The sequence below is a fragment of the Streptomyces sp. NPDC107546 genome (assembly GCF_055639175.1).
The window spans coordinates 1-23,649 of sequence record NZ_JBVKBA010000058.1 but is presented as its reverse complement, the minus strand read 5'-3'; the positions used below and the strand labels follow the sequence as shown (position 1 = coordinate 23,649).

Genomic DNA, 23,649 nt, shown 5'->3' with positions numbered 1-23,649 from the left:
GCCCGGCGCGAAGGGGCCGCCCCCGATCGTCTGGTGGTCCACTCCGGAGTTGATGCCCGAGCCGCCCGTCGGCGTCCACGTCTCGCCGTCGTCGTGTGCGCCGATGACTCCACGCCCTGAACCCTCCGGCCGTCAGTTGCTTCGCGGCGTGCAGCACGCAGTCGCGCGGCAGGATCGCCGCGGCCTCGCCGGAGCCGATTGACGCCCCGAACTGGCGGCGACCTGGTCACAACGCGCGGTCGGCCACGTCTGCTATGGGGTCGTCGGCAAGATCGACGGTTGCCCTTATGCGCTTGCCCACCGGTTCGCGGTGCACCTCAAAGCTCCGGCAGAGCGCCATGACGATCTCCAGACCGTGCTGACCCACCCGGACCGGATCGAAGCCTTGGATCATGGGTGGCCGGGGCTCGCTGTCCCATACGGTCACCGCGACGGCGCCCTCATCGGCCTCCAGCGTCAGCAGATGCGGACCCGGGGCGTACTTCTGGGCGTTGGTCACTAGCTCGCTCACCACCAGCTGCACATTGCCCATCGCCCGGACTGACACCGGCACCCCGTGCACGGTCTGAAGATCCTGCAGGAACGACCGGGCGTACTCACGGGCCTGGGCGATCGCCTCCGTGCCCTCGAACGCGGCCGATAACGAGATCGACTCATCGGCCAGCGTCCGACCTTCGCCGTCAGCAGCCTGCTTCATAAGCCGCCTCGTCCTTGCACCCCTACCTGACACCGGCCCGATTACCCCAAGAATCCCGCCACAGACGTGGCCAACGGGGATCTTGGGGTTGCCACCGTTGTGGCAGGAGCGGCCAACGGCGGATCGACTGCTGCGCATCGTACTGGGTGGTGACAGGATCGGTGTATGGGCACCGAGACGGACTGGGTGTACCGAGTGTTCGAGCCGCACGGCTCCGAGGGATGGCGCCCCTACGGGGACGCCGAGCGTTGGCATGGAGCGATCACCGCACCCGACTCGGCCGAGGGAGCCAAGTTGGCCATCGGCCGGATCGTCGGCGACCTGATGACCGAGTGGGAGAGCATCGGCCTCCACCACGCGATGCACGTGCGGGTCTTCCTCTGGCACGACGAGGAGGACAGCATCGAGGAGCCGGACTTCATCGTGGAGGTACGGCCCCGGTCGGATTTCGACTCAGCGTGACGAATCCGAGCTGGCTCCGCGTCAGATCCGGATACAGGCCCGGGGGCACCAGGTAGATGGATCAAGGGAACCGGGCCTGCGCCGGTGCCCACTGGTGCCGGTCTACCGTGTCGTGCATGACAACTTTGATCATCGGTGGCAGCGGCTTCCTGGGGGCCGAGCTGATCCGCCAGGCGAGAGCGGCGGGCACACGACGGCTGCGACGTACCACGCGGCCAAGCCCGGCGACGCCTCCCAGGCCTCGTGGTACCCCCTTGATCTGCGGGACGCGGGATGACTAAATGCCCTCGTGGCCGAGCTCAGTCGCCATGTCATCGTCAACGCATCGAGCAGCAAGGCAGACTGGGGCGGTCACGGCCGAGGGCCCCGTCCGGCTCGCGATCGCCGCAGCGAAGCACGGCAGCCGCCTTGTCCACGTGTCCAGCGACGCGATTTTCTCCGGTGCCCGAGTCCACTACGACGAGACCTGCCTCCCCGACCCCGTCACCCCCTACGGAGCAGCGAAGGCCGCGGCGGAGACCGGAGTTCGCGCCGTGCATCCGCAGGCCGTTGTCGCCCGGACGTCGCTGATCATCGGGCACGGGTGTTCCGTACATGAGCGCGCCGTGCACGAACTCGCCACCGGCACCCGCGACGGCGTCCTGTTCACCGACGACATCCGCTGCCCAGTGCATGTCGCCGACCTGACATCCGCTGCCCAGTGCACGTCGCCGACCTGGCCGCCGCCCTTCTGGAACTGGCGTCGTGCGACGCATCCGGTATCCACCATCTCGCAGGGTCCGACGCCCCGAGCCGTCACGAGCTCGGCATCCTCATCGCCAGGCGTGACGGTCTTGACGCCTCCCGGCTGCCCACGGGCCTGCGGGTCCACAGCACACTGTTCGGCGCACTCGACGTGCGCCTCGACAGCCGGGCGACCCAGCGGAAACTGAGCACCACACTGCGCGGTGCCCGGCAGTTCTGTATCGCACCGGTGACCGCCCAGCCCGTCGGCCCATGAGCGAGCGGCCGGGCCCCCCACGAGGACCCGGCGGCGCTGCCGTTCGTCGCACAGGGGAGCAGGAGTCGCAGACGGCCTGGTCCTGTCGCCCGAGGAGACTGCGCAGCTGGACAAGGTGGGGGAGCCGTTCATCGACTACCCCTATGGCCCGATGGCGTCCGCCCTGCGCACCCGGGAGGTATCGGGCACCCCGCAGTTCGCGGCCCCGCCCACTCCTGCGGCCTGACGGCACGGCGGTCAGGGCTTCCCGCACAGGCCTGCGGGAAGCCCTAGGGTCCGTCTCCGTCCGCCAGACCGACTGGGATGCCGGGGTGTTGGGACGACCACCCGCGAGGGTGCCTTCACCGATGGTGTCGCTCTGCTCGCCGACGCCGTACGCGAAGTGATTGGTGAACACCCGGTCGGAAAAGGGCATCCGCTGGGGTGGGCGCGCTCTCGCACTCACAGCCTGATGTCCCAGTACTCGGTGTAGCGCTTCACCGAGTAGTGAGTCATGTGCACCGCTCAGGGGAACGTCGGTGCCCTTCCTGCCCCATCTCGACCTGCTCGTGCGTCGATGCGAAGCCGGAAGGGTGGAGGGGGTTGTGGGCTGGTCGGGTCCTTCGGGGGGTCACTCACGCCGGGTGGCGCGGTCGGCGGTGAGGCGGGCCTCGAGGCCGTCGAGGATGGACTGAAGGCCGAAAGCGAAGGTGTTGTCCGGCGCTCCGGCGTACTGTGTGGCGGCCGTGGTGTCGAGGCGTTCGCGTAGGCGCGGGAATTGCATGGCGGTCCTCGTGGCGCGTGTCATGGCGTCGGCCATCAGTTGCTCGGCGTCTGCGCCGTTCTTGCTCAGCCGGCGGTTCAGCGAGAGCTGTGCGGCAGGGCCGAGGGCGCTGCCGAGGACGAAGGTGAACACGGTGGCGGCCGCCCGGTCTGCGTCGTCGACGGCGAAGCCTGCCTTTTCGTAGATGGCGAGGCTGAGGTCGTTGTACCGGGCCTGGCCGGGTCCGTGCAGGAGGTGGCTGCCGAATGCCTGGACGAGCCAGGGGTGCCGGGTGAGCATCGCGTGCATACCGCTGGCATGGGCGGTGGCGGCCGTGCGCCAGTCGGTGGCGTCGAGATCGGGGAGCTCGACCTCGTGCCAGATCGCGTCGCCGGCAAGTCGAACCAGGTCGTCCTTGGTCTTGATGTGCCAGTAGACGGCCGTGGCTGCCGAGCCGAGCCGTTTCGCCAGGCTCCGCATGTTGAGGCCGTCCAGGCCCTCGTCGTCGAGCAGCTCGATGGCCGCACGGAGGATCCGATCTGCGGTCAGTGTGTCTCGCGGCATGGCCACCACCCTACTTGAACTTAGTTCATGCCAAGTCTTGCACTTTGTTCGAGTGACGGTCTACGGTGCTCTCGTACTTAGTTCAAGTAGTGCCGGAGGGGGAGCAATGCTGCAGGACAAGCTGTCGGAGTTCGTCAAGGCGCAGGCCACGGAGCTTGGCGTTCCTGGTGCCGCCGTCGGGGTGCTCCTGGACGGCCAGGAGATCTACGCCTCGCACGGCGTGACGAGCCTGAGCAACCCGCTGCCGGTCGATGAGAAGACGCTGTTTCCTCTGGCGTCGGTGTCCAAGACCTTCACGGCGACCGCACTGATGCGCCTGGCCGCCGAGGGGAAGGTGGACCTGGACGCGCCGGTACGGCGCTACGTGCCCGAGCTGAAGCTCGCCGACGAGCAGGCCGCGGCGCAGATCACCGTCTTGAACCTGCTCAACCACACCGCGGGCCTGGACTGGAGCCTGATCGACGACGGCGAGGGCGACCGCTCCCTGGCCGGGTTCGTGGCGAAGTTGCCCCGACTGCCGCTGATCGCACCGCCCGGGACGCGCGCCTCGTACAGCCAGGCCGGATACAACCTGGCCGGGCGGATCATCGAGAAGGTCACGGGCCTGCCTTTTGAGAAGGCCATGGCCTCGCTCGTCCTGGAGCCGGTGGGCCTTGCGGACACCGTGTACGGCCTGGCAGAGGTGATGGTCCGCAAGTTCGCCGTGGGCCACACCCGCGGCGACGACGGCGAACTGCGCCCCGCCCGGCCCTGGGGAGCGTTCAAGGAGGGCGCGCGCGGCGACAATCCCGGCGGCGGCCTCGCCTCCTCGGTGAGCGATCTGCTGCGCTGGTCACGGTTCCAACTCGGCGGGGGCGAGGGCGTGCTGCCCGCCGCGGAGCTGCAGCGCATGCGAGAGCAGACGATCGAGCTGCGCGCCAGCACGCTCGGCGACGGCTTCGGTATCTGCTGGTTCCTGCACGACCTGGACGGTTTCCACGGGATCGGCCACGGCGGCTCGGGCAACGGCCAGTTCAGCGAGCTGCTCATCGTGCCCGAGCGCAACTTCGCGGTGGTCTCCCTGGCCAACGCAGGCCCGGACGGCTACCCCTTCAACCAGTCCGTCGTGCGGTGGGCACTCGAGCACTGCCTCGGCGTCATCGAGAAGACGGCGGAGCCGCTCCCGTACGACGAGGGACGAGCCCAGCAGGTCGTCGGCCGCTACGAGATCGACGCCATGAACCTCGACATCACCACCGACGGCGCCCGCCTCACCCTGGCAGTCGGGATCAAGTCGGAGATCCGCGAGGCATCGGAGGAGGAAATGCCCCCGGACTACCCCGCCGCGGGCATCGGTTTCCTTTCCGGCGACGGCGACGAGTACGTCGTCACTGAAGGTGGCCTCAAAGGGCAGCGCGGCTACTTCTCCCGCGACGTCAACGGCGCGGTCACAGGCGTCGACCTCGCCGGCCGCCTCTTCAACCGGGTCGCGGAAGCATCCTGATTCCAACGGGAGGAAGGGGCGGTCGGCGAGCGGCCGCCCCTTCCGACACCCCTGGCGGCGCGAGCCGCGGATCGGTGAACGTCTTCGTCCACCCGCTGAAACTTTCGTTCGAAGCGATGGCGACGCTGTTCTTCTCCTAGCGCTCCGTCAGAACCTAAAACAGCAGTTCAGCGCCCCTGCGGTCAAGCTCCATGTAGTCGAGTTCATCGATGCATAAAAGATCGACACGGCCGCAGCGGGCGATCGGCTTGGGCAGCTGCTTCTCGTCGGCGGCTTCGGCCAGTTCGTTGACGAGTTCGGTGGCCAGCACGTAGCGGACGCGGAAGCCGTGCATCGCGCCTCGGTTCCCAGGGCGATCAGCAGGTGCGACTTGCCGGTCCATGAGTCGCCGATCAGGCAGCTGGCGGATGGACGGCAGCCTGAGCATGCGGCACGCCTGGTCGATCGAGGCGGTGGCGGCTTCTTCGGTCAGTCCGCGCTTGCTGTCATGATCCCTCTTCTCGCCGGCCGTGCGGCCGTGCCGTTTCAGGAGCTGGTCGTAGTGGGCCACCGACGGCAGCGGCCGGGTGTCGGCAGGGAGGTGGGGCAGCTTCCACTGGGACAGGAAGTGCCGTACGCCGCGCGGATCGCGAGGGTCGGGCACCTCGGGCAATCGCTCCAGCAGGCCCGGGATTTCCTCGGACACGACCCCGGGATGCTCGCGGAGTTGGTCAAAGGCAAGCGGGATCGGCGATGACCCGTCGGCAGGCACGGTTCATTCGCCCGCGGTGTCCTCGGCCTCCCAGCGCAGCAGGTCGCCTGGCTGGCACTTGAGCACCTCGCAGAGCGCGGCGAGCGTCGCGAAACGCACCGCCTTGGCGCGGCCGTTCTTGAGTACTGCCAGGTTGGCGGGCGTGATCCCTATGCGGTCCGCGAGGTCGCCCACGGACATCTTCCGCCTGGCCAGCATCACGTCGATGTCCACGACGATCGGCATCAGATCACCTCGTCCAACTCGGCCTGCATCTGCACCGCTTCGGCGTCGCGCGCGACGGCCTGGGCGAGCAGCATCCGCAGCACGAGCACGATGAGCGCGACCCCCAGGATGGCCACGCCGACCCCGCCCATGATGACGGTGACGCCCGGGTCGTCCCGCTGGCCCGGCGCATTGAGGGCCGTGACCGCGAACCACACGAGGGCAGCCGCGACGATCGCGCCGATCACGATGTCCACGTACCGGAAGGCGGCGTGGGAGAACACGGTTCCACGTCGCACCATCGACACCAGCCGCCATACGCAGACCACGGCGACCTGGACCGACACCATGCCCAGGATCGTGATCACGCGCAGCGGGGTCAGCGGAAGCGACCCGTCCTCCGGATCGCTCCCGGTGACCAACGCCCACACCATCCCGGCCTGCACGAGCACGGTGCCGGCGAGCATCACCACGAGCACGGCGCGCAGCGCACCCACTGTCAGCTTTCCCATGACCCATCCTTCCATCGACTTGCGATGGGAATCTATCGAGTTTCGATAGGCGAAACAAGGGCTGGGATAGGGGTGGGCGGCGGTCTCGCACCATGGCGGGACACCGCCGCCCCCTCCCATGGCATGGCGTGCACGCGAAGGTTCTTGATCTTGCCGAAGTTGGCCTCGTTGGCCTCAAATCGGACGCCATCCGACTACGCCGAAGCCTTGCCACGCCCATGCGCACAGACTCGCACTTCGCGATGGGGACTGTGGGGGTTTGTGCCCATCAGAGATTCGTGCAGGTCGGCTGAGGCCTCGCGAGGCTCGGCCCCACTTGGCGATCAGAGCCGGTGGGCCATCGGGCGTCTGATCGGCGTGGTGTGCCTGGCCAAACGTCTGGGGGCTACCGTGGCACCGGCATGGTCGCCCCGCATCGTCGTGAGCGCGACCAGGGGTCTCAACTCCCAGTGGCAAGAACAGCACAAAGGATTACGCCGACCAGTCCGCGCTTGCGGCGAACACGCGCGCGGAACGACACGGCGCGCGGTCGTCAGCGCGACGAGGCTGCGGTGGCGCGCAGCGCGGCCCGATGAGACGACTGGCCAGTCGATGGTATGGGAGTATGGTTCGTTTACATGGCAGATCCTCGGACCAATTCCGTGGCGGGTCCGCCCCCTGCGTACGGTGCCGACCTGCATCTGGAGCTGCGCGGACCTGGGCTGCGCGCAGGACTCACGGACGCCTTGAGAGAGGCAGTGCGCACGGGGCGTCTAACGCCCGGCAGTCGGCTGCCGGCTTCCCGCTCACTCGCCGCGGATCTCGGCGTCTCGCGTAACACCGTGGTCGAGGCCTACGCCGAGCTGGTCGCTGAAGGCTGGCTCACCGCCCAGCAGGGCTCCGGGACCCGGGTGGCCACCCGGGGCGAGCCGCACAGGGCCGCGTCCGACGCTCCTCGCGCGAGGCCGGACGAGCCCCGTCTCCGGTATGGCCTGTGGACCGGTGCACCGGACCTCGCGACCTTTCCGCGCTCGCAGTGGCTCACCGCGGCCCGCCGGGCTTTGACCGCCGCGTCACACGACGCCTTCGGCTACGGCGACGCCCGCGGCCGGATGGAGCTGCGCACCGCACTCGCGGACTATCTGGCGCGGGCCCGCGGGGTGTACGCCGAGCCGGAGCGGATCGTCATCTGTTCCGGTTTCCACCACGGTCTGGCGCTGATGGCGCAGGCGCTCAGGGTGCGGCGGGTGCGAGGGGTGGCCGTCGAGGCCTACGGGCTCGACCTGTTTCGCGACCTGCTGGCGAACGCCGGTCTGGACACCCCGCCCCTCTACGTCGACGACCATGGCGCACGCATCGACGACCTCGCGCGACTGCGCGAAGTGGGGGCGGTGCTGATGACCCCGGCGCACCAGTACCCGACGGGGGTCGCGCTCCGCCCGGACCGGCGCACGGCTGCCGTCGAGTGGGCACGTGCCACGGGCGGCCTGATCCTGGAGGACGACTATGACGGGGAGTTCCGATACGACCGTCAGCCGGTGGGGGCCCTGCAGGGCCTCGATCCGGAGCGGGTGGTGTACTTCGGTTCCGTGAGCAAGTCCCTGGCGCCGGGGGTACGGCTCGGATGGATGGTGCTGCCGGAGGAACTCATCCCGGAGATCGTGGCGGCCAAAGGGCACGGCGACTACATGACGAGCGCCCTGGAGCAGCTGACGCTGGCGGAATTCATCGCCTCGGGTGCGTACGACCGTCATGTGCGCTCGATGCGGCTGCGCTACCGGCGTCGCCGCGATCAGCTGGTCGAGGTCCTGCGCCAGAGGGCTCCCGGCATTCGTGTGACCGGGATGGCTGCAGGACTGCAGACGGTCCTCGAGCTGCCGCGTGGAACCGAGAGCTCGGTGGTCCAGGCCGCGGCCCGGCAAGGTCTGGCGATCAGGGGGTTGACGCAGTTCCGCTACGAAGTGGCGGACTGTGAATGGCAGTTGCCCGAACGGGACGCCCTGGTGGTCAACTACGCGGCGCCCTCGGACAGCGCGTGGGCGGGCGCACTGGACGCACTGTGCAGGGTGCTGCCCTAGAAGGGGTTCCGGGGGCGGAGCGGACGCGTCTCTGTCCGGTTCGGGAGCGTCCCTGCCGAGATTCGAGGTGCTGGGGCTGTCGGCCTCAAGTGCCAGGCCGCCCGTGCCGGAGTCGGCGCGATCGCTAGGGCGGGAAGCCGTGCTGTCACGATCTCGCCATCCGTTCCAACGCACTTCTCCACGGTGGCGAGTGCGCCGGCGGCCGTGTCGGCGACGAAGACCAGCTCTTCAAGGGGCAGTGGCAGCAACCCCTGCTCGTCCATTCGCCGGAGCTGAAGTATCAGCCCGTCGTGGAAGCCCGCCGTGTTCAGCAGCACCACGGGGTCGTCGTACAGGTCGTGCTTCCTCAGCTCCAGGACCTCGGTCGCTTCGTCCAGCGTGCCCACGCCGCCGGGCATCCACTGTTGCGTCGGACGCGGTGAGTAACCGTGCCTTGCGTTCGGCGAGATGGCTGAGAGGAAGTTCATCGGGGGTGGGCGCCGGCAGCAGTGACCTGACTGTATGCGCTTGTCCGCCCATGCGTGTGGACCGTTGTCCGGGCGAAAGACCGGACCACTTGGCGCCGAACGGCAAGGCGGGCCCCTGGGTGCCGCCTGTTGGACCAGTTGCACCGCGAAGCCGGAGCGCCACGTCGCATGCTCGGAGCGCCACGGTCGAAAGCGGGTCAGTGTCCCAGCTCCGTAGATCGCGATCTTGCTCTGTCCGCAGAATTGGTCTGGGAATCTGTCATAGAAATGGACCATACTCCGGTGCCACCGGGTGCGTAGCGTTGCACGCATGAGTGCGAACGAAGCACTCGGAAGCCCGCAGCGCCTCCCCGAGCACACGCGCCGTCTGGACTGGGCGAAGCTCGCCCCGGAGGCCTCAGGCCATGATCCGCCTGGACACGGCACTGACGCGTGAGGTGCGGGTGAGAGCAAGCAGGGAGTCACCGGACGGCCGTGTTGGTGCCGCCGGTGTCAGCCGACGGCCCGTTGGCTGCACCCAGGCCCCGACAGGGGTCCCGCCGGAGCACGTCTGACGGGCCGAGAGCACCGGCGCAGCCTCCGTCGGGGGCAGTGTGAATGGGCTGTGGCCTGCCGTGCCTGGTAGCTCGATCACTCCTGCCCTGGACCTGTCCATCCACCAGACAGCCGAGCAGTTGGGGGACCGGATCGCCGGGGGAGCATAGAAGGGAAGAGCAATGGGCAGTTCCGCAGAGACAGCGGTCTCCGAGGCTCAGACGGCCATCGAGACAGTCTGCCCCGCGATAGCTGTCCTCGATGGGCAGGGGACGGTGGTCGGATGGTCGCAGGCCGCTCAGCGGCTCGTGGGCTACTCGGCCGCGGAGGTGGTGGGGCGGTCCGCCGGTGTCCTGTTGGTGGCCGCTGACGACCGAGCAAAGGTTTCACAAGCCGCACAAGAGAGCACCCTCCAGGGCTGCTGGTCGGACCTCGCGCAGGTGCGCCACCGCGACGGCCGCAGCATCGATGTGCGCCTGTGCGTGTCATCGCTGTCCGGGCAGGACGGCCTGGAGCGGTGGGTGGTCTACGCGACCGACAAGGCCTTGCTTCCCGCGCGGCAGGCCGAGGCCACAGTGGCGGAGCCGCTCCTCGCTACGCTGCCGCTGCCGCTGCCGAGCCGCCTGCCGATCGGTGTCGTCGTACGGGACACGCACCTGCGCTGCATCCGGGTGAACGACACCCAGGGCTCCAAGGACGGCATCCCTCTCCCCAGGCGGCTGGGCCGCAGGCTGACGGAGGCAGCGCCCGGGACGGAGGCCGAAACGCTGGAGGCAGTGATGCACCAGGTGCTGGAGAGCGGCGACCCGGCGATCAACGTCGACTACCAGGCCTTCCTACCGGCGAATGTGCGAGGCAGTCGCATATTGACAGCGTCCTACGTCCGCCTCGACGACGCGCAGGGGCACGCGCTGGGCGTGTGCGTCGTGAGCGTGGACGTCACCGACAGCCGACGGGCGCGAGAGCGTCTGGCAATCCTCGGCGAGGCCAGCAGGCGCATCGGCACCACCTTGGACATCATGCAGACCGCGCAGGAACTGGCCGCCCTCACCGTGCCGTTCCTCGCGGACTACGCCACCGTCGACCTGGCGGAGTCCGTCCAACACGGCGAGGAGCCCTTGGCCCATCTCGGCCCACAGGACGAGAACATCCCCGTCTTCCGCCGTGCAGGCCTGGCTTCGATCCACCCGGGAACGCCAGAGTCCCTGTTCGCTCGCGGAGAGCCGGTCTTCATCCCGCCCACTTCGCCCTTCAGCGGTGTCCTGCGCTCGGGGAAATCCCACTTCGAGCCGATGCTGGACACATCCCCGGGCACATGGCTCGACCACGACCCGGCGCGAGCGGAGAAGATCCGCGAGCACACCATGCACTCGTTGATGGTCGTCCCGATCCACGCCCGGGGCGCGGTGCTGGGCGTGGCGGTCTTCATGCGGACGCAGGACCCCAGGCCGTTCGAGGAGGACGACCTGCTCTTGGCCGAGGAACTCGCCAGCTGGGCAGCGCTGGCCCTGGACAACGCCCGCCAATACGTGCGCGAACGCTCCGCGGTTCTCGCCCTGCAGCGCCTGCTGCACCCCCACCACCCCACGGGCGGCTCCGCCGCTGATGTGGCCTGGCGATACCTGCCGGCCGACAGCCACCACGGCATCGGGGGTGACTGGTTCGACGTGATCCCCCTCTCAGGCGCCCGCGTCGCCCTGGTCGTCGGCGACGTGGTGGGACACGGCATCAACGCGGCGGCCAAGATGGGCCAACTCCGCACCGCCATGAGCACCCTCGCGGACATGGACATGCCTCCCGACGAAGTACTGTCCCGCCTCGACGAGCAGGTCATCCGTCTCACCGAGGCGGAAGACCCCCGGCACCCGGCCACCACCACGATGGCCGCCACGTGCCTGTATGCCGTCTACGACCCGGTCACCCGTACCTGCACCATGGCACGGGCCGGCCACCCCCCACCCGCGGTCGTCGACCCGTACGGCCACGTCACCTTCCCCGACCTGCCCGCCGGAGCACCGCTCGGCCTCGGACTGGTCCCCTTCGAGTCCGTAACGTTTGAACTCGCCGAAGGAAGCGTGCTCGCCCTCTACACCGACGGTCTGATCGAGGCCCGCGACCAGGACATCAGCGCCGGCATGAACCGTTTGCGCGCGGCCCTCGCACGACCCGACCTCACATTGGACGATCTGTGCTCCTCGACGGTGGACACGCTGAGGGCCAAGCCGCCGAGCGACGATGTCACTCTGCTTCTCGCACGGACTCGCTCGCTGAGCGCGGACCAGGTTGCCTCTTGGCAGTTGCCCAGCGACCCCGCCGTCGTCAGCCGTGCCCGAACTCTCGCTGCCCGGCAGCTGACCCAGTGGGGACTGGAAGACCTGGCCGAGTCCACAGAGCTGATCGTCAGCGAACTGGTCACCAACGCCATCATCAACGGCAACGGCAACGGCAACGGCAACGGCAACGGCAACGGCGACTGCGACAGCGATGCCGGCAGCGACCGCACGATCGGCCTACGCCTCATCCGGCACAAGATGCTGACCTGCGAAGTCTCCGACGCCAGCCACAGCCACCCGCTTGTGCGACACCCCCGCTCCACCGAGGAACACGGCCGCGGCCTCTTCCTCGTCACTCAACTGTCCCGCCGATGGGGAATCCGCCACATCCCGGACGGCAAAATCATCTGGGCTGATCAGCGACTGCCGACCAGTGTGTGAAATCACTTGCCGCCGAGTCAGGAAGCCCGGCAGGTCCCGTTGCCGAACGGGTACGGGCGAACCATGTCCGCGCCTCGTCGGCGGCAGGACGCAGGTCAGTTCGGCCGTACCCGGGAGCAGCGGGAAGAGCCGGTCGGCGTTCCAACTGCATTGACACATCGGCTCGTCCATCACGAGCAGGCGGCATCCCTCCATCACGGGGATGTCGCCGAGCAGCGCCTCGTTCGTGCCGTATCGCGTCCTCCGTCAGCTCCTCGAACCGGGAAGGGGGTAGCCGGCCCGAGACCAGCGCCCGGCGACCAGTGAGGTGGGCTTCGCCCGGACCCCTTACTCGGCACCCGGCGCCTCCACCCGGTGCAGGTCCCGCAGGGCGCTGCCGTCCGCGAACGCCCTGTCCAGGGCGTCGGGATCGATGCCCGCCCCGGCGGCGTGACGCTCCACCGTGGCCCGGCCGCCCAGGTCTTCGCCCAGCGCGAAGTGGGTCGCGAAGGGTGCGTCGATGAACGCGTCCACGACCTCGGGACGGTGCAGGCACGTCCATTGCACCGCCGCCAGGGCCATCTGCGTGTTATGCGTGTCATGAATCCGCGCCTGCCTTCTTGACGGTGCAGTCCAGGCATGTGTGAGGTGACGGCGTACCCGCAAAGAGATCAGTTCGGGTGCTCGGCTACTTGGGCGCGTCAGGATCGGCTACTTGGACGGGTCAGGAAAGGATCCGCACGAGCGCGGAGAGCGCTTGAGGCCACGCAGCGTCGGAGGGCACTCCGCATCCAACGACGAGGGCATCGGCCATGGCATTCAGGGACCGTTCATGGCGGTATCGAGACAGGCCAGCCACTTTGAGGCCGTGCCGGGTGCTGACTGAAGGACCTGCTGCTCGGTCCCGGGCGGCAAACCGAGCACGGTGTGCAGGCCAGCCGCTGTCCCGATGACGCGTACCTTTGGGGCGTGCTGGGCCAGGGCTGTGACGAGAGCGTGTCGTCGATCGCGGTAGCGTCGACGGGCAGCACGTACGTGACGGCTGTAGGCGCCGGAGGTGATGAATTCCGCCATCGTCAGCTGGCTGAATACCTCGCACGAGTCGATCTGCCCCTTGGCCGCCACGGCCTCCTCAGCGAGCGTGGGAGGCAGCGCCATCCAGGCCAGCCGCAGGCCAGGAGCAAGGGTCTGGCTGGCGGTACCCAGGTAGACCATGCAGTCCGGGTCGAGTCCTTGGAGCGCTCCGACAGACTGTCGGTCGAACCGGAACTCACCTTCGTAGTCATCCGCGCGTCGTCTTACCGAGATGTCGCTGTTGCGCTTGCTCCTCGACGCCCTCGCCCCGCACCCCTGTCGATCAGAGGCGCCGGATGAAGGCGATTGTGGTGACGGACCAGGCCGCGGAAACGGCCGGGATTACGCTGGTGGAGCGGCCCGAGCCGCAGGCATCGCTGAACGATGCAACTTCGGGGCGGCACCCTGGCGGAGTATGTGGCGATCGAGGCGCGTAACCTCGCGCCGCTGCCCGCCGACGTCGACCACACGGTGGGCGCGGCCCTGCCGATGCCGGGCCTGACCGCGTGGCAGGGGCTGTTCGAGCGCGGCCGCCTTCCGGCGGGGCAGAGCGTCCTCGTGCACGGCGCGGCCGGCGCAGTCGGGTCGATGGTGACGCAGCTCGCACGAGAGGCCGGCGCCTGCACCGAGTACGCCCGCGCCGCTGCGAACAGCCTGCGCGAATCCATCTCGATCAACGAGCGACTTCGGTCGGCCCACGCCCGTACGTCATCCGGCCCCTATTCGCCTCGCCGACGCAGGTGTCGTGCTGAGCTGCGAGGTCCTCTCCGGCGCGGCGGGCCAGATACTGTTGTTGCAGGACGACGAGGTCATATCGCTCGACGATGGTCAGGGAGCGGCAAATGGACACCTCGGATGAACTTCTTCAGAAGGCTACACCGTCCGCTCTTTTGACCCTGGACGGTGTCATCCGCTCCCTCAACGCCGCGATGGCCACCGCACTGGGCAGGCCGTGGGAACAGTGCGTAGGTCATGGCTTCGTTGATCTACTCGCCGAGGAGCAGCGCATCTCGGCTGAGAGCCTGCTGACGCACGGGGCCACGCCGATGATGCTTGCGATGCGTGTGCTGGAATTCCCCGGCACGAGCACCGCATCTGTCGTCTGCCTCATCGAGGCGCAACCGGTGACGGATCCCCTGAGCGGCGAGCGCCTTGTGTGGGTGCATTCGTTGGACGCGAAACATGACCGCGGCGGTCTGCTGATCCCATTCCAGCTTGCGGCCAAGGCCGCCGGCCTCGGCCTCTGGATGTGTTCCCCCGATGAGCACCAGATGGAGTGGCTGGGTGGCGCACCCGCCCTGGCCACGCTCTTCCCATGGGGTTCGGTGCCCCTGTCCAAGATGATCAAGCGAGTGCAACCCGATGACCGGAAGGACGTGCAGCGGCTTGTGCGCTCGTCCGCCGCCCAGTCCCCGTGGATCAGATCGCGGTTCCTCACCGAGCACGATGGCTGGCGTGTCCTCGCATGCCAGACCCGCCGGATCCAGTTGGGATACGGCGGCCCCGAACGAATCTTCGCGATGATCCGTGACGACACCCAGTCGGAGGCGGACCGCCAAGAGATGCTGGCCGAGGTGAGCGCGGAGCGAGAGCGTGCCGACGGGATCACCGCGTTCTCCTCCGCCCTGTTCACCGCCGCCACCGAGCAGGAACTGCAGCAGGTTGTCCTGGCCCGGCTCGCCGCGGCCGTCGGAGGTTCCGGCGCCCTCTTCGCCGTCGTCGACGAGGGGCGCTTGCGGGTCTCCTCGGATGCCGGGATCCCCACGTGGGAGGCTGATGCTCTGCACGGCCTGTCGCTGGATGATGACCGGCCGTTGCCCTGCGTGATCCGTACCGGTCAGGCGCAGTTCTTCCCCAACCACGAGGAGCTTGTTCGCCGTTGGCTGCATGATGACGACAATCTGCCCTTGCCGCGCCCCGTCCCCGGCACCGCCTTGTCGATCACCCCCCTCAGCCCGGTGGGCGACCGGCCTCTCGGGGCCTGGGTGGTGACGTACGACAGTGAGAAGCCCCCGTCCCCGGAGAAGCTCGCCTTCATGACGGCTCTGGCCGAATTGGCAGGCCAGGCACTGAGGCGCATCAGGTTGCAACAAGCCCACGTCGAGCTGTCCACGGCGCTCCAACAGAGCATGCTCCCGACGCTGCCGGAGCACCTCCCGGGCCTGGAGATCGCCGCCCGCTATCAGCCCAGCCGGGATGGGCTGGATATCGGCGGAGACTGGTATGACGCGTTCTTCCTACCCGACGGTGCGGTCGCACTCGAAATCGGCGACGTTCAAGGGCACGACGTCGATGCCGCGGTTTTCATGGGCCAGGTGCGCTCGTCCATGCGCGCGATCGCCGCCCACGAGCCTGAGCCGGGAACGGTGCTGACGCGTACCAACGAGTTGCTCGTCGCGATGGACGCGCCACGCTTCGCAAGCTGCACCATGCTGCACCTCGATCCGAATGACGGACAGGTCATCGGCACCAGCGCAGGCCACGTGCCACTGCTCCACGCACGCGACGACGGCAGCCACACCATCCGCGCACTTCCCGCCGGGCCGGTCCTGGGAATCGTGCCTGGCGCCGAGTACCCCGAGGAGACCTTCACTTTGGAAGAGGGCACCGCGCTGGTCATGGTCACCGATGGTGTGGTCGAAGGACCGTGCCTGCCCCTGGAAGCCGGACTGGAGCGAGCGGGAGCGCTGGCCGGTCGAGCCCTCCAGGATCGGCTCGGCGTCGAGGCGACTGCAGACCGGATACTCGACGCGGTGGCCGCGGTGGACCACCTCGACGACGTGGCCGTGCTGGTCATCCGACGCGCATGAGACTCGATGCGCAGCGAGACCCTGCCGGCACTCGAGGCGACGCGCCGCCGAGGCATCCGCGTCATGCCACGGTTTTAGGGGGCCTTGGGCAGCCGCCATTCGGGGCGGACGCGGTGGCAGGTGTACCCGTACGGATAGCGCTGCAGATAGTCCTGGTGCTCTGGCTCGGCCTCCCAGAAGGCGCCGGCGGGCGTCACCTCCGTGACGACCTTCCTCGGCCACAGGCCGGAGGCGTCGACCTCGGCGATCGTGGCGTCTGCGACGCGCCGCTGCCCATCATCGAGATAGAAGATGGCCGACCGGTAACTCAAGCCGGCGTCGTTGCCCTGCCGGTTGAGCGTGGTGGGGTCATGTACCTGGAAGAAGAACTCGAGGAGGGCCCGGTAGTCCGTCCGCGCCGGGTCGTAGGTGATCTCGATGGCCTCCGCATGGCTGCCGTGGTTGCGGTAGGTCGGGTTCGCCGTCTCGCCCCCCGTATAGCCGACACGCGTCGAGACCACGCCGTCCAAGGTCCGAAACAGCTCCTGCATTCCCCAGAAGCACCCGCCTGCAAGAATTGCTCTCTGGTGTGCCATGCCGTGTTGCCCTCCTGCGAATTCCGCCGTCCGGATGCAACGGGCCGGAACGCATGGACCCCGCGCTCTATCGACCTGGCCGTGTCCAGCCGGCACCGTGCGCTGCGGCTCGGGGCGCCGCGACGGCGGCCGTGCAGCGCCCACAGTGGTTAGCTGCGCGGCCCGCGGACTCCTTACGCCCTTTGCGGCCCTGTCCGAAATCCAGCGGAGCAGGCTCAGACGGGAGGGCATCGGAGGTGGGACGTCCTGTGCGCGGAGACGGCGGGCACCCTGCTGACAACCATGTCACGCCCATGGGTCCCTCGGGAGCCCCGCCCGTGCTGCAGGCAGCGGCTTCGCCACCGCAGGGCACCTGGCCGCCTACGCCGGTCTTAGAGGTCCTAACAAAGGCGTTGGACATGCCGATGTGTGATGAGGCAGGTGGCGAGGCCGAGGAACGCCTCGTGGATGTCGTCGCGTCGCTCCCAGCGGATACGCAGGCGGCGGAAGCCGTGCAGCCAGGAGATCGTCCGTTCGACGACCCAGCGGAAGGTACCCAGGCCCGTGCCATGTGGCTGGCCGCGTTCGGCGATCACGGGGCGGATGCCCCGCTGCCTGAGCAGTCTCCGGTACTTGTCGTGGTCGTAGCCGCGGTCCGCGAACAGCATGTCGGGCCGGCGTCTGGGCCGGCCGACGACACCGGCCACAGCTGGGACCTTGTCCAGCAGCGGTATCAGCTGGGTGACGTCGTTGCGGTTGCCGCCGGTCAGCGACACCGCGAGCGGGATGCCCTGGCCATCGGTGAGGACGTGGTGCTTGCTGCCCGGCCGTGCGCGGTCGACCGGGCTGGGTCCGCTTTTGGGCCCCGCCGGGCCGCCCGCACGTGGGAGGAGTCGATCACCGCCCGTGACCAGTCGAGCTGCTTCGCCGATCGCAGCTTCTTCAGCAGCACCGCGTGAAGTTGGTCCCATACGCCTGCCTCGTTCCAGGCGGCCAGGCGCCGCCAGCAGGTCATGCCCGAGCCGAAGCCCAGTTCCTGGGGCAGGTACTCCCACTGGATCCCGGTGTGCCGCACGAACAGGATCCCGCACAAAGCCTGCCGATCCGGCACCCGCGGCCGGCCCGCAACCAGCTTCGGCCCCGGCTTGGGCAGCAACGGCTCGATGAGCGACCACAGTTCGTCCGACACGATCCACGGCCGCGACTGACGCATCCCCACGACCACACCAACGACCAGACCCACCGACAGTCACATGATCAACGACTTCTGTTAGGGCCAGTTAGGGCCTGTCGTGAAAGTGGATCTTGTTTGTGGATGATCAGGCCTTGTGGGACGTGGTGATCTGACGAACGGCCGGCGGGACCGGCTGGAGCCGTTGCTGCCCAGGGCATCAAGCCGGGCCGTCCGCCGGTGTGTGAGAGGGCCCGTCCGGCACTGGCTCGACGCGGGGACAGCACTCCCGCGCAGCTCCTCGCTGCCGCCGATCCCGTGCCCCTGGCCGCGTAGGAGGGGGCGAGGACCGTTCTGCCCTCAGGGGTGGCGGCGCTGGAGGGCCGGGTATCAAAAAAGGACCTTGAGGTCCCTTCTGACTCCTGCTAGCGTTCGCACTGGTAATTTGACCAATGTGGCGGAACATGCGCGCGACAAGAACAACTCCCGGCTGACTGAGCGCGGGCGGGCGACTCGAAAGCGCATTTTGAGGGCCGCCGCTGACATGATGTACGTCAAGGGCGTCTCCTCCACGACCCTCGACGAGATCAGGGCGGCCAGCGGAACGAGCAAATCCCAGCTCTACCGTCACTACCCCGACAAGGATGCGCTGGTGCAGGACGTTGTCGCGTTGCAGGCTGCGGAATTGCTCGAACGTCAGCACCAGCAACTGGAGCGGCTCAACTCTCTCCGCGGGCTGGAGCGCTGGCGGGACGCACTGATCGAACGCAACGCGCTCCGAAACGGAGCGTACGGCTGCCCGCTCGGCTCCCTTGCAAGCGAACTGGCCGATCAGGACGAAGAGGCGCGTAAGGCGATCGCCCGGCACTTCGACACCTGGGAGGGCCTGCTCAAGGCCGGGCTCGAGCGGATGAAGGACTCCGGAGTCCTCCGTGCAGACGCGGACGCCGGAGAGCTCGCCACCAGCCTCATGGCCGCCCTTCAGGGCGGCTACCTCCTTGCCCAGACGGCCCAGGACGTCAAACCCATGAGGATCGCCCTAGACATGGCGATCGGCCACGTGAAGGCCTATGCCGTGCTCGCCGAGGACGGCGATCCGCCGGCCGGGGCGCGGGAGGACGCTTAGAGGGCGTTTATGCAGGTCAAGCCCTATATGCGGCTCTCGCTCCTGCCCCGCTCTGAGGGCCTTCATTCCATAGGCGGCGAATGACGCTCTCGCGGGCGGATGGTCGGCCATCCGTCTCGGTCGCTTCTGTACCCGGAAGTCCGTCTGGTTTGAGGTCGCCGTGGAATCACCCAATGGACGGCAGAAACGAGCCCTGCGCCTCATCCATGATCACGCTACGCCGTGAGCGAGCGCAAAGCGTACCCCAGCGGCCTGTCCGACACCCGACGGGCCCCGATCGAGCCGACCTCAAACGCCCTCTAACTCGTCTGGGGCGAGGCGGCGCCAGGAGGCCCTGGTGTGGCGCCACAGGCGATTGCGTCGCAGTCTCCGTGCCGGACTGGACTTCGCCGTCCTCCCGGTCGGTGGGGACGGCCCGGCCGGGGACGTGACGGCGGGAGGATGCCTTCGTCCGCATGTTCTGTGCCGCATGTGGCCCCAGCGGCCGACCGAGAACGGTGGCCCGTGTACAAGCGGCAGGTCTCCTCCATTAGACAGGACTATTTGGTCCTGAAAATTCGCTGACCTGCTGTACGTTTGGTGAGAGCGGTCCCTTGCGGACAGCCAAGCAGTCAAGTCTCACAAGGATCTCCAGGGCGGTAGGCACTATGCATGCAGGTGTCCAGTTCTCAGTGCTCGGCCCGGTCCGGCTCCACAGGCAGGGGAGCGAGGCTGGAGCTGGTCAGCCGAGGCAGTGCGCCCTGCTCGCTTCGCTGTTGCTCAGGGCGGGCAAGCCTGTAAGTCTCTCGAAACTGGTGGAGGACGTGTGGGGCGACGAGGCCCCACCGTCGGCCGTAGGCTCCGTGCGCACGTACGTTTACAGGCTCAGGCAGGCACTGGGGGAGCAGAGTGACAGCTCCGTGAGCCTGGTCGACGGGGGCTACCTGCTGCACATCCAACCGGACGCTCTGGACCTGAACAGATTCAAGGAGACGACGGCAAGGGCGAGGAAGGCGCGTAGCGCCGGCGACCTGGAGTCTGCCGCGAGCCTGCTGACCGAGGGCCTCGAGATGTGGAAAGGAGTGGCCCTCGCTGGGGTCCCGGGGCCGTTCGCGGACCAGCAGCGCAGCGTCCTCGGCGAGATGCGCCTCGCCTGTGCGGAGGAGCAGCTCGCCTGCGAAGTGCAGAGAGGGCACTACGCGGAGGCCGCCGCGGAACTGTCCGCTCTGCTTGTCGAGCACCCGCTTCGAGAGCGCGTATGCGGCCTCCTCATGACTGCGCTCTACGGCGCTGGCCGGCAGTCCGAGGCGCTGACGATCTACCACACGACCAGTCACCTGCTGCGTCAACGCCTCGGCGTCAGCCCGTCGCCGGAACTGCAGCAAGTACACGAGCGCATCCTCTCCGGGCGATTCCAGCTCCCACAAAGCGCCGACCGCCCGAAAGGCGCGCCGGCGACGCCCCCGCCGCACGCCCCGGCTCAGCTGCCGGCCGCCCTGCCGAGCCTCGTCGGCCGTGAGAGAGAGCAGGAGCAGGTCGAGCGCTTGGCCGCCGATGCAGCGGCGTCGTCCTCCGTGGCCATCTGCGCGGTCGGCGGACTGGCCGGCGTCGGCAAGACGGCTTTCGCCACCACCGTCGCGCACCGTCTGGCTGACCGCTTCCCGGACGGCCAGCTCTTTGCAGACCTGCAGGGAGCCGGACCGGAGGCCGAGCCGCGGGACCCCGCGCAGGTGCTCGAGGACTTCCTGCAGTCATTGGGGGTCCCCGTCGAGGACATGCCCGAGACCGCGCAGGCACGCGGGCTCATGTTCCGCGGCTTGCTGGCCAACCGCCGAGTGCTCGTCCTGCTCGACAACGCGTGGAACACGGACCAGATAAAGCATCTCCTCCCCGGAGGCCCCGGCTCCATGGTCCTGGTCACCAGCCGCATGCAACTGCACGCGCTCGTCGCTGCCTACCAGGCACTTCCCCTGACGCTCATGCCCCTGAGCCAGACGGACGCACGCAGCCTCCTCGCGCGCCGACTCGGCGCAGCGAGGACAGCAGCTGAACCAGAGGCCGTCGACCGCATCATCCGGCTGGCCGGGCAGCTCCCCTTGGCCCTGGCCAACGTCGCCGCCCGCGCGGCGTATCGCCCCCAGCTGCGTCTGGCGAGCCTGGCCGACGAGTACGAGGCACCGGAGCACAGCACCTTGGACGCCTTCGCGAGCGACGAGGACCAGACGCTCGACGTCCGCGAGTCCATCACCCGCTCGTACCGCCTGCTCGACACGGAAGCAGCCGCGCTCTTCCGCGATCTGAGCGCCTGCCCAGACCCCATGTTCGCGGCATCGCAGGTTGCGGACCTGGCCGGACGGCCCGAGCGCCGGGTCCGCCAGGCCTTGTCGCGCCTCACCCGAGCGCACCTCGTCGCGGAGATCGGCCCGGGTCGGTACAGCTGGAACCGGCTTGTGGCCGCCTACGCGGTGGAGCAGGCGGGGGAGAGGTTCCTCGACCAGGGCAAGCCGACCCGTTCCTGGGGCGAGCAGGGGCCAGCATCCATGTCGTCGTCAAAGGCACCCTGCGGAGACGTTGCCACGGCCAGTAGCCGGGACCGAGCAGTTCCCGAAGGGGGGCATGCCCTACCGGGCGGCACCGTTCTACGAGAAAGAACTGACCAAAGAGTATGAGCGCCGCGACCCCTTTGTGTGGTTCGACGGCGGGCGGACCGGGTCCAGCCTGTTCGCCGCGATGTACCGGGCATAGTCGGCCGGAGAGTCTCCACTACGGCTGCCTTCACCGTCTACGACAGGATCGCGGAGGTCCTCCAGGAGGTTCCGACGCCAGGGAGTATCTCGTCCGTGGGAGTGCAACGCTCCGCTCGGGCCTGTCGGCGGCCAAGGCAGAACAGTTGGCGTCGGTTGCACGAGCGCCCTTACCCCCTGGGCACTGCTGGGACGCCCTGTGCCCGGGGCCGTCCCACCTGCAGCCGGGAGCGTGCCGACGCTCAGGGGCCCGCTTTCGTGTCCCCACGCTGGCAGCAGCCCTCCTCGCGCTGGAGCTGACCGGAAGCTCGGCTCGCACATCTTCGAGCCGGCCAACGTAGGTGCGCTCCTGTGGCAGCACCTGTTCTGGTTCTTCGGCCGTCCCGAGGTGCACATCATCGCGCTGCCGTTCTTCGGTATCGTCTCCGCGATCCTGCCGGTCTTCAGTCGGAAGCCGCTCTTCGGTCACCTGGGCCTCGTCGGGGCCACGATCAGTATCGCCGGGATCTCCGTGACCGTATGGGCGCATCACGTGTTCGTCACAGGAGGCGTTCTGCAGCCCTTCTTCGCGTTCATGTCGTTCCTGATCGCGGTGCCGACCGGTGTGAAGTTCTTGAACTGGATCGGCACGATGTGGAAAGGGTCGCTCTCGTTCGAGACGCCCATGCTGTGGTCGATAGGATTCGTCGTCACGTTCCTCTTCGAGGCCTCACCGGCGTGCTGCTGGCTTCGCCGCCGCTCGACTTCCCCGTGCCCGATTCCTGCTTCGTCGTAGCGCACTTCCACTACACCCTGTTCGGCACGATCGTCTTCGCCATGTTCGCGGGCTTCTACTTCTGGTGGCCGAGCGGCGGACGGAGTTGGCCAGCCGTCCCGCGGGCAGCGTGCCGACAGCGGCGTCTCGCACTCAGCGTGACACTGCCTTGATGAAATTAGACCGTACCGCGACTATCGCGCGGCTCCCGCACGGGCCGTTTTCTTCGCGCACCAATGCGCAGAGGGCGGAAGCGGTAGGCAGGACAGATCCATGCAGTTTCCGATAGTCGGACGGGGCCCCTGCGATTGGCGCCGTAGAGGCCTTATAGAGCTGTCGTAGACACTGCTATGGCAGGGTCAGATGGAACACAGTCAAGAAGTGTTCACCGCTCAATAGAGAAGGATCGGGCCATGGACTTCGAAGGCAAGAAACTCGTCGTGATCGGCGGCGCCAGCGGCATGGGCTTCAAGGCCGCCGAAGACGTGATTGCGCAGGGAGGAAGCGCAGTGATCGTCGGCCGCCCGGGTCAGAAGCTCGACGACGCCGTGGCAAGCCTGTCGCGCTCCGGCAACGCGTGGTCGATCGGCGCCGACCTGGCGAACCGGAACCAGGTCGTCGAGGCGCAGAAGCAGCTGGCGGAGGACCACCCCGACGCCACCCTCCTCGTCAACTCGGCGGGGTTCTTCATGCCGAAGCGCTTCCTCGACTACGAAGTCGCGGACTACGACGCCTATCACGACCTCAACAGGGCGACCTTCTTCCTGACTCAGACCATCGTCCGGGGCATGGTTGCCGGGGGCCAGGGCGGCGCCATCGTGAACGTGGGCAGCATGTGGGCGCACCAGGCCCTCGCCGTGACACCGTCGTCGGCCTACTCGATGGCCAAGGCGGGACTGCACGCCCTCACGCACAACCTCGCCATCGAGCTCGCTGGCGAGGGCATCCGTGTGAACGCCGTGGCTCCCGCCGTCACCAGGACGCCCCTGTTCGAGAAGGTCTTCCCCGCAGACCAGCTGGACGGCGCGATGGAGCAGTTGAGCGGGCTGCAGCCCCTCGGTCGGGTCGGCACCCCGCAGGACGTGGCCTCCGCGATCGTCTTCCTCCTCTCGTCGGCCTCGAGCTGGACGACGGGCGCCATCCTCAACGTCGACGGCGGGGTCATGGCAGGCCGCAACTAGTAGGACTCCGTTAGGTCTTTCTTGATCTTGGCGTGGCTCTGCTGGGCAGGGGTTGGTGGCAGGTGGTGCAGGTGCCGGTCCAGCAGTTCA

18 protein-coding genes and 5 pseudogenes are annotated in these 23,649 nt (G+C 68.1%); 13 read left to right on the top strand and 10 right to left on the bottom strand.

Translation table 11 applies throughout. From position 1 onward, the window contains the following. Positions 1-226: 226 nt before the first annotated feature. Entirely contained in the window at positions 227-697 is a 471-nt protein-coding gene (locus tag ACZ7L1_RS37675; protein WP_471444024.1) for an ATP-binding protein, read from the bottom strand. A gap of 165 nt (positions 698-862) precedes the next feature. Between ACZ7L1_RS37675 and ACZ7L1_RS37670 the strand changes: the two genes are divergently transcribed. After that, positions 863-1,159 (top strand): hypothetical protein, encoded by a 297-nt coding sequence (locus ACZ7L1_RS37670; RefSeq protein ID WP_471444022.1) that lies wholly within the window; start codon positions 863-865, stop codon positions 1,157-1,159. Positions 1,160-1,275: 116 nt separating this feature from the next. Beyond that, a pseudogene (locus tag ACZ7L1_RS37665) lies at positions 1,276-2,159 on the top strand (SDR family oxidoreductase). Positions 2,160-2,769: 610 nt separating this feature from the next. Here the strand turns inward: ACZ7L1_RS37665 and ACZ7L1_RS37660 are convergent. Further along, positions 2,770-3,465: a TetR/AcrR family transcriptional regulator gene (locus ACZ7L1_RS37660; protein WP_471444021.1), complete on the bottom strand. Its 696-nt coding sequence runs from the start codon at positions 3,463-3,465 to the stop codon at positions 2,770-2,772. A 106-nt stretch (positions 3,466-3,571) separates the two neighbouring features. Between ACZ7L1_RS37660 and ACZ7L1_RS37655 the strand changes: the two genes are divergently transcribed. After that, positions 3,572-4,948: a serine hydrolase domain-containing protein gene (locus ACZ7L1_RS37655; protein WP_471444019.1), complete on the top strand. Its 1,377-nt coding sequence runs from the start codon at positions 3,572-3,574 to the stop codon at positions 4,946-4,948. A gap of 61 nt (positions 4,949-5,009) precedes the next feature. Here ACZ7L1_RS37655 and ACZ7L1_RS37650 read toward each other — a convergent pair. Beyond that, positions 5,010-5,347: pseudogene (locus ACZ7L1_RS37650) on the bottom strand (ATP-binding protein); the annotation flags it as partial. Between ACZ7L1_RS37650 and ACZ7L1_RS37645 the strand changes: the two are divergent. Then, the gene (locus tag ACZ7L1_RS37645; protein WP_471444017.1) at positions 5,319-5,684 is read left to right on the top strand and encodes a hypothetical protein; all 366 of its coding nucleotides are present in this window, start codon (positions 5,319-5,321) and stop codon (positions 5,682-5,684) included. The pseudogene ACZ7L1_RS37650 and the gene ACZ7L1_RS37645 sit on opposite strands and share 29 nt — an antisense overlap. A gap of 18 nt (positions 5,685-5,702) precedes the next feature. Here the strand turns inward: ACZ7L1_RS37645 and ACZ7L1_RS37640 are convergent, their stop codons facing one another. After that, positions 5,703-5,924 (bottom strand): helix-turn-helix domain-containing protein, encoded by a 222-nt coding sequence (locus tag ACZ7L1_RS37640; RefSeq protein ID WP_471444015.1) that lies wholly within the window; start codon positions 5,922-5,924, stop codon positions 5,703-5,705. After that, the gene (locus ACZ7L1_RS37635) at positions 5,924-6,415 is read right to left on the bottom strand and encodes a DUF2975 domain-containing protein (RefSeq protein WP_471444014.1); all 492 of its coding nucleotides are present in this window, start codon (positions 6,413-6,415) and stop codon (positions 5,924-5,926) included. The genes ACZ7L1_RS37640 and ACZ7L1_RS37635 overlap by 1 nt, the downstream gene beginning before the upstream one ends. A 617-nt stretch (positions 6,416-7,032) precedes the next feature. Between ACZ7L1_RS37635 and pdxR the strand changes: the two genes are divergently transcribed. Then, entirely contained in the window at positions 7,033-8,472 is a 1,440-nt protein-coding gene (gene pdxR, locus ACZ7L1_RS37630) for a MocR-like pyridoxine biosynthesis transcription factor PdxR (RefSeq protein ID WP_471444012.1), read from the top strand. On the opposite strand, the gene ACZ7L1_RS37625 is transcribed toward pdxR, so the two are convergent. Beyond that, positions 8,469-8,858: an LOG family protein gene (locus ACZ7L1_RS37625; RefSeq protein WP_471444010.1), complete on the bottom strand. Its 390-nt coding sequence runs from the start codon at positions 8,856-8,858 to the stop codon at positions 8,469-8,471. The two genes, pdxR and ACZ7L1_RS37625, sit on opposite strands and share 4 nt — an antisense overlap. A gap of 391 nt (positions 8,859-9,249) precedes the next feature. Between ACZ7L1_RS37625 and ACZ7L1_RS37620 the strand changes: the two genes are divergently transcribed. Together ACZ7L1_RS37620 and ACZ7L1_RS37615 are read left to right on the top strand one after the other, a co-directional pair. After that, positions 9,250-9,375 (top strand): hypothetical protein, encoded by a 126-nt coding sequence (locus tag ACZ7L1_RS37620; RefSeq protein WP_471444008.1) that lies wholly within the window; start codon positions 9,250-9,252, stop codon positions 9,373-9,375. A 280-nt stretch (positions 9,376-9,655) separates the two neighbouring features. Next, positions 9,656-12,187, top strand: a complete 2,532-nt coding sequence (locus ACZ7L1_RS37615) for a SpoIIE family protein phosphatase (RefSeq protein ID WP_471444006.1) — start codon at positions 9,656-9,658, stop codon at positions 12,185-12,187. Between the two features lie 327 nt (positions 12,188-12,514). On the opposite strand, the gene ACZ7L1_RS37610 is transcribed toward ACZ7L1_RS37615, so the two are convergent. Both ACZ7L1_RS37610 and ACZ7L1_RS37605 read right to left on the bottom strand, forming a co-directional pair. Continuing rightward, a complete protein-coding gene (locus ACZ7L1_RS37610; protein WP_471444004.1) occupies positions 12,515-12,748 on the bottom strand; it encodes a hypothetical protein in 234 nt (77 codons plus the stop codon). Between the two features lie 142 nt (positions 12,749-12,890). Beyond that, a pseudogene (locus tag ACZ7L1_RS37605) lies at positions 12,891-13,453 on the bottom strand (aminotransferase class I/II-fold pyridoxal phosphate-dependent enzyme); the annotation flags it as partial. An 83-nt stretch (positions 13,454-13,536) separates the two neighbouring features. Here ACZ7L1_RS37605 and ACZ7L1_RS37600 point away from each other — a divergent pair. Beyond that, positions 13,537-13,861: pseudogene (locus ACZ7L1_RS37600) on the top strand (NADP-dependent oxidoreductase); the annotation flags it as partial. A gap of 221 nt (positions 13,862-14,082) precedes the next feature. Further along, positions 14,083-16,050, top strand: a complete 1,968-nt coding sequence (locus tag ACZ7L1_RS37595) for a SpoIIE family protein phosphatase (RefSeq protein WP_471444002.1) — start codon at positions 14,083-14,085, stop codon at positions 16,048-16,050. Between the two features lie 74 nt (positions 16,051-16,124). Here the strand turns inward: ACZ7L1_RS37595 and msrA are convergent, their stop codons facing one another. Together msrA and ACZ7L1_RS37585 are read right to left on the bottom strand one after the other, a co-directional pair. Continuing rightward, complete coding sequence (gene msrA, locus ACZ7L1_RS37590) at positions 16,125-16,625, bottom strand: peptide-methionine (S)-S-oxide reductase MsrA (protein WP_471444000.1); 501 nt, start codon at positions 16,623-16,625, stop codon at positions 16,125-16,127. 380 nt (positions 16,626-17,005) lie between these two features. Further along, positions 17,006-17,817, bottom strand: a protein-coding gene (locus tag ACZ7L1_RS37585) for an IS5 family transposase (protein WP_471443999.1) whose coding sequence is annotated in 2 segments (ribosomal slippage) — positions 17,006-17,478 and positions 17,478-17,817 — 813 coding nt in all. Because the reading frame shifts where the segments join, the coding sequence is not laid out codon by codon here. Between the two features lie 412 nt (positions 17,818-18,229). On the opposite strand from ACZ7L1_RS37585, the gene ACZ7L1_RS37580 reads away from it, so the two are divergent. The 4 genes and pseudogenes from ACZ7L1_RS37580 to ACZ7L1_RS37565 all read left to right on the top strand — a co-directional run bounded on the left by ACZ7L1_RS37580 (position 18,230) and on the right by ACZ7L1_RS37565 (position 23,559). Next, positions 18,230-18,901: a TetR/AcrR family transcriptional regulator gene (locus ACZ7L1_RS37580; protein WP_471444028.1), complete on the top strand. Its 672-nt coding sequence runs from the start codon at positions 18,230-18,232 to the stop codon at positions 18,899-18,901. Positions 18,902-19,548: 647 nt separating this feature from the next. Next, a complete protein-coding gene (locus ACZ7L1_RS37575) occupies positions 19,549-21,549 on the top strand; it encodes an AfsR/SARP family transcriptional regulator (RefSeq protein WP_471444026.1) in 2,001 nt (666 codons plus the stop codon). Between the two features lie 338 nt (positions 21,550-21,887). Further along, positions 21,888-22,470: pseudogene (locus tag ACZ7L1_RS37570) on the top strand (cbb3-type cytochrome c oxidase subunit I); the annotation flags it as partial. 321 nt (positions 22,471-22,791) lie between these two features. Next, positions 22,792-23,559 (top strand): SDR family NAD(P)-dependent oxidoreductase, encoded by a 768-nt coding sequence (locus ACZ7L1_RS37565; protein ID WP_470868051.1) that lies wholly within the window; start codon positions 22,792-22,794, stop codon positions 23,557-23,559. Positions 23,560-23,649 lie beyond the last annotated feature (90 nt).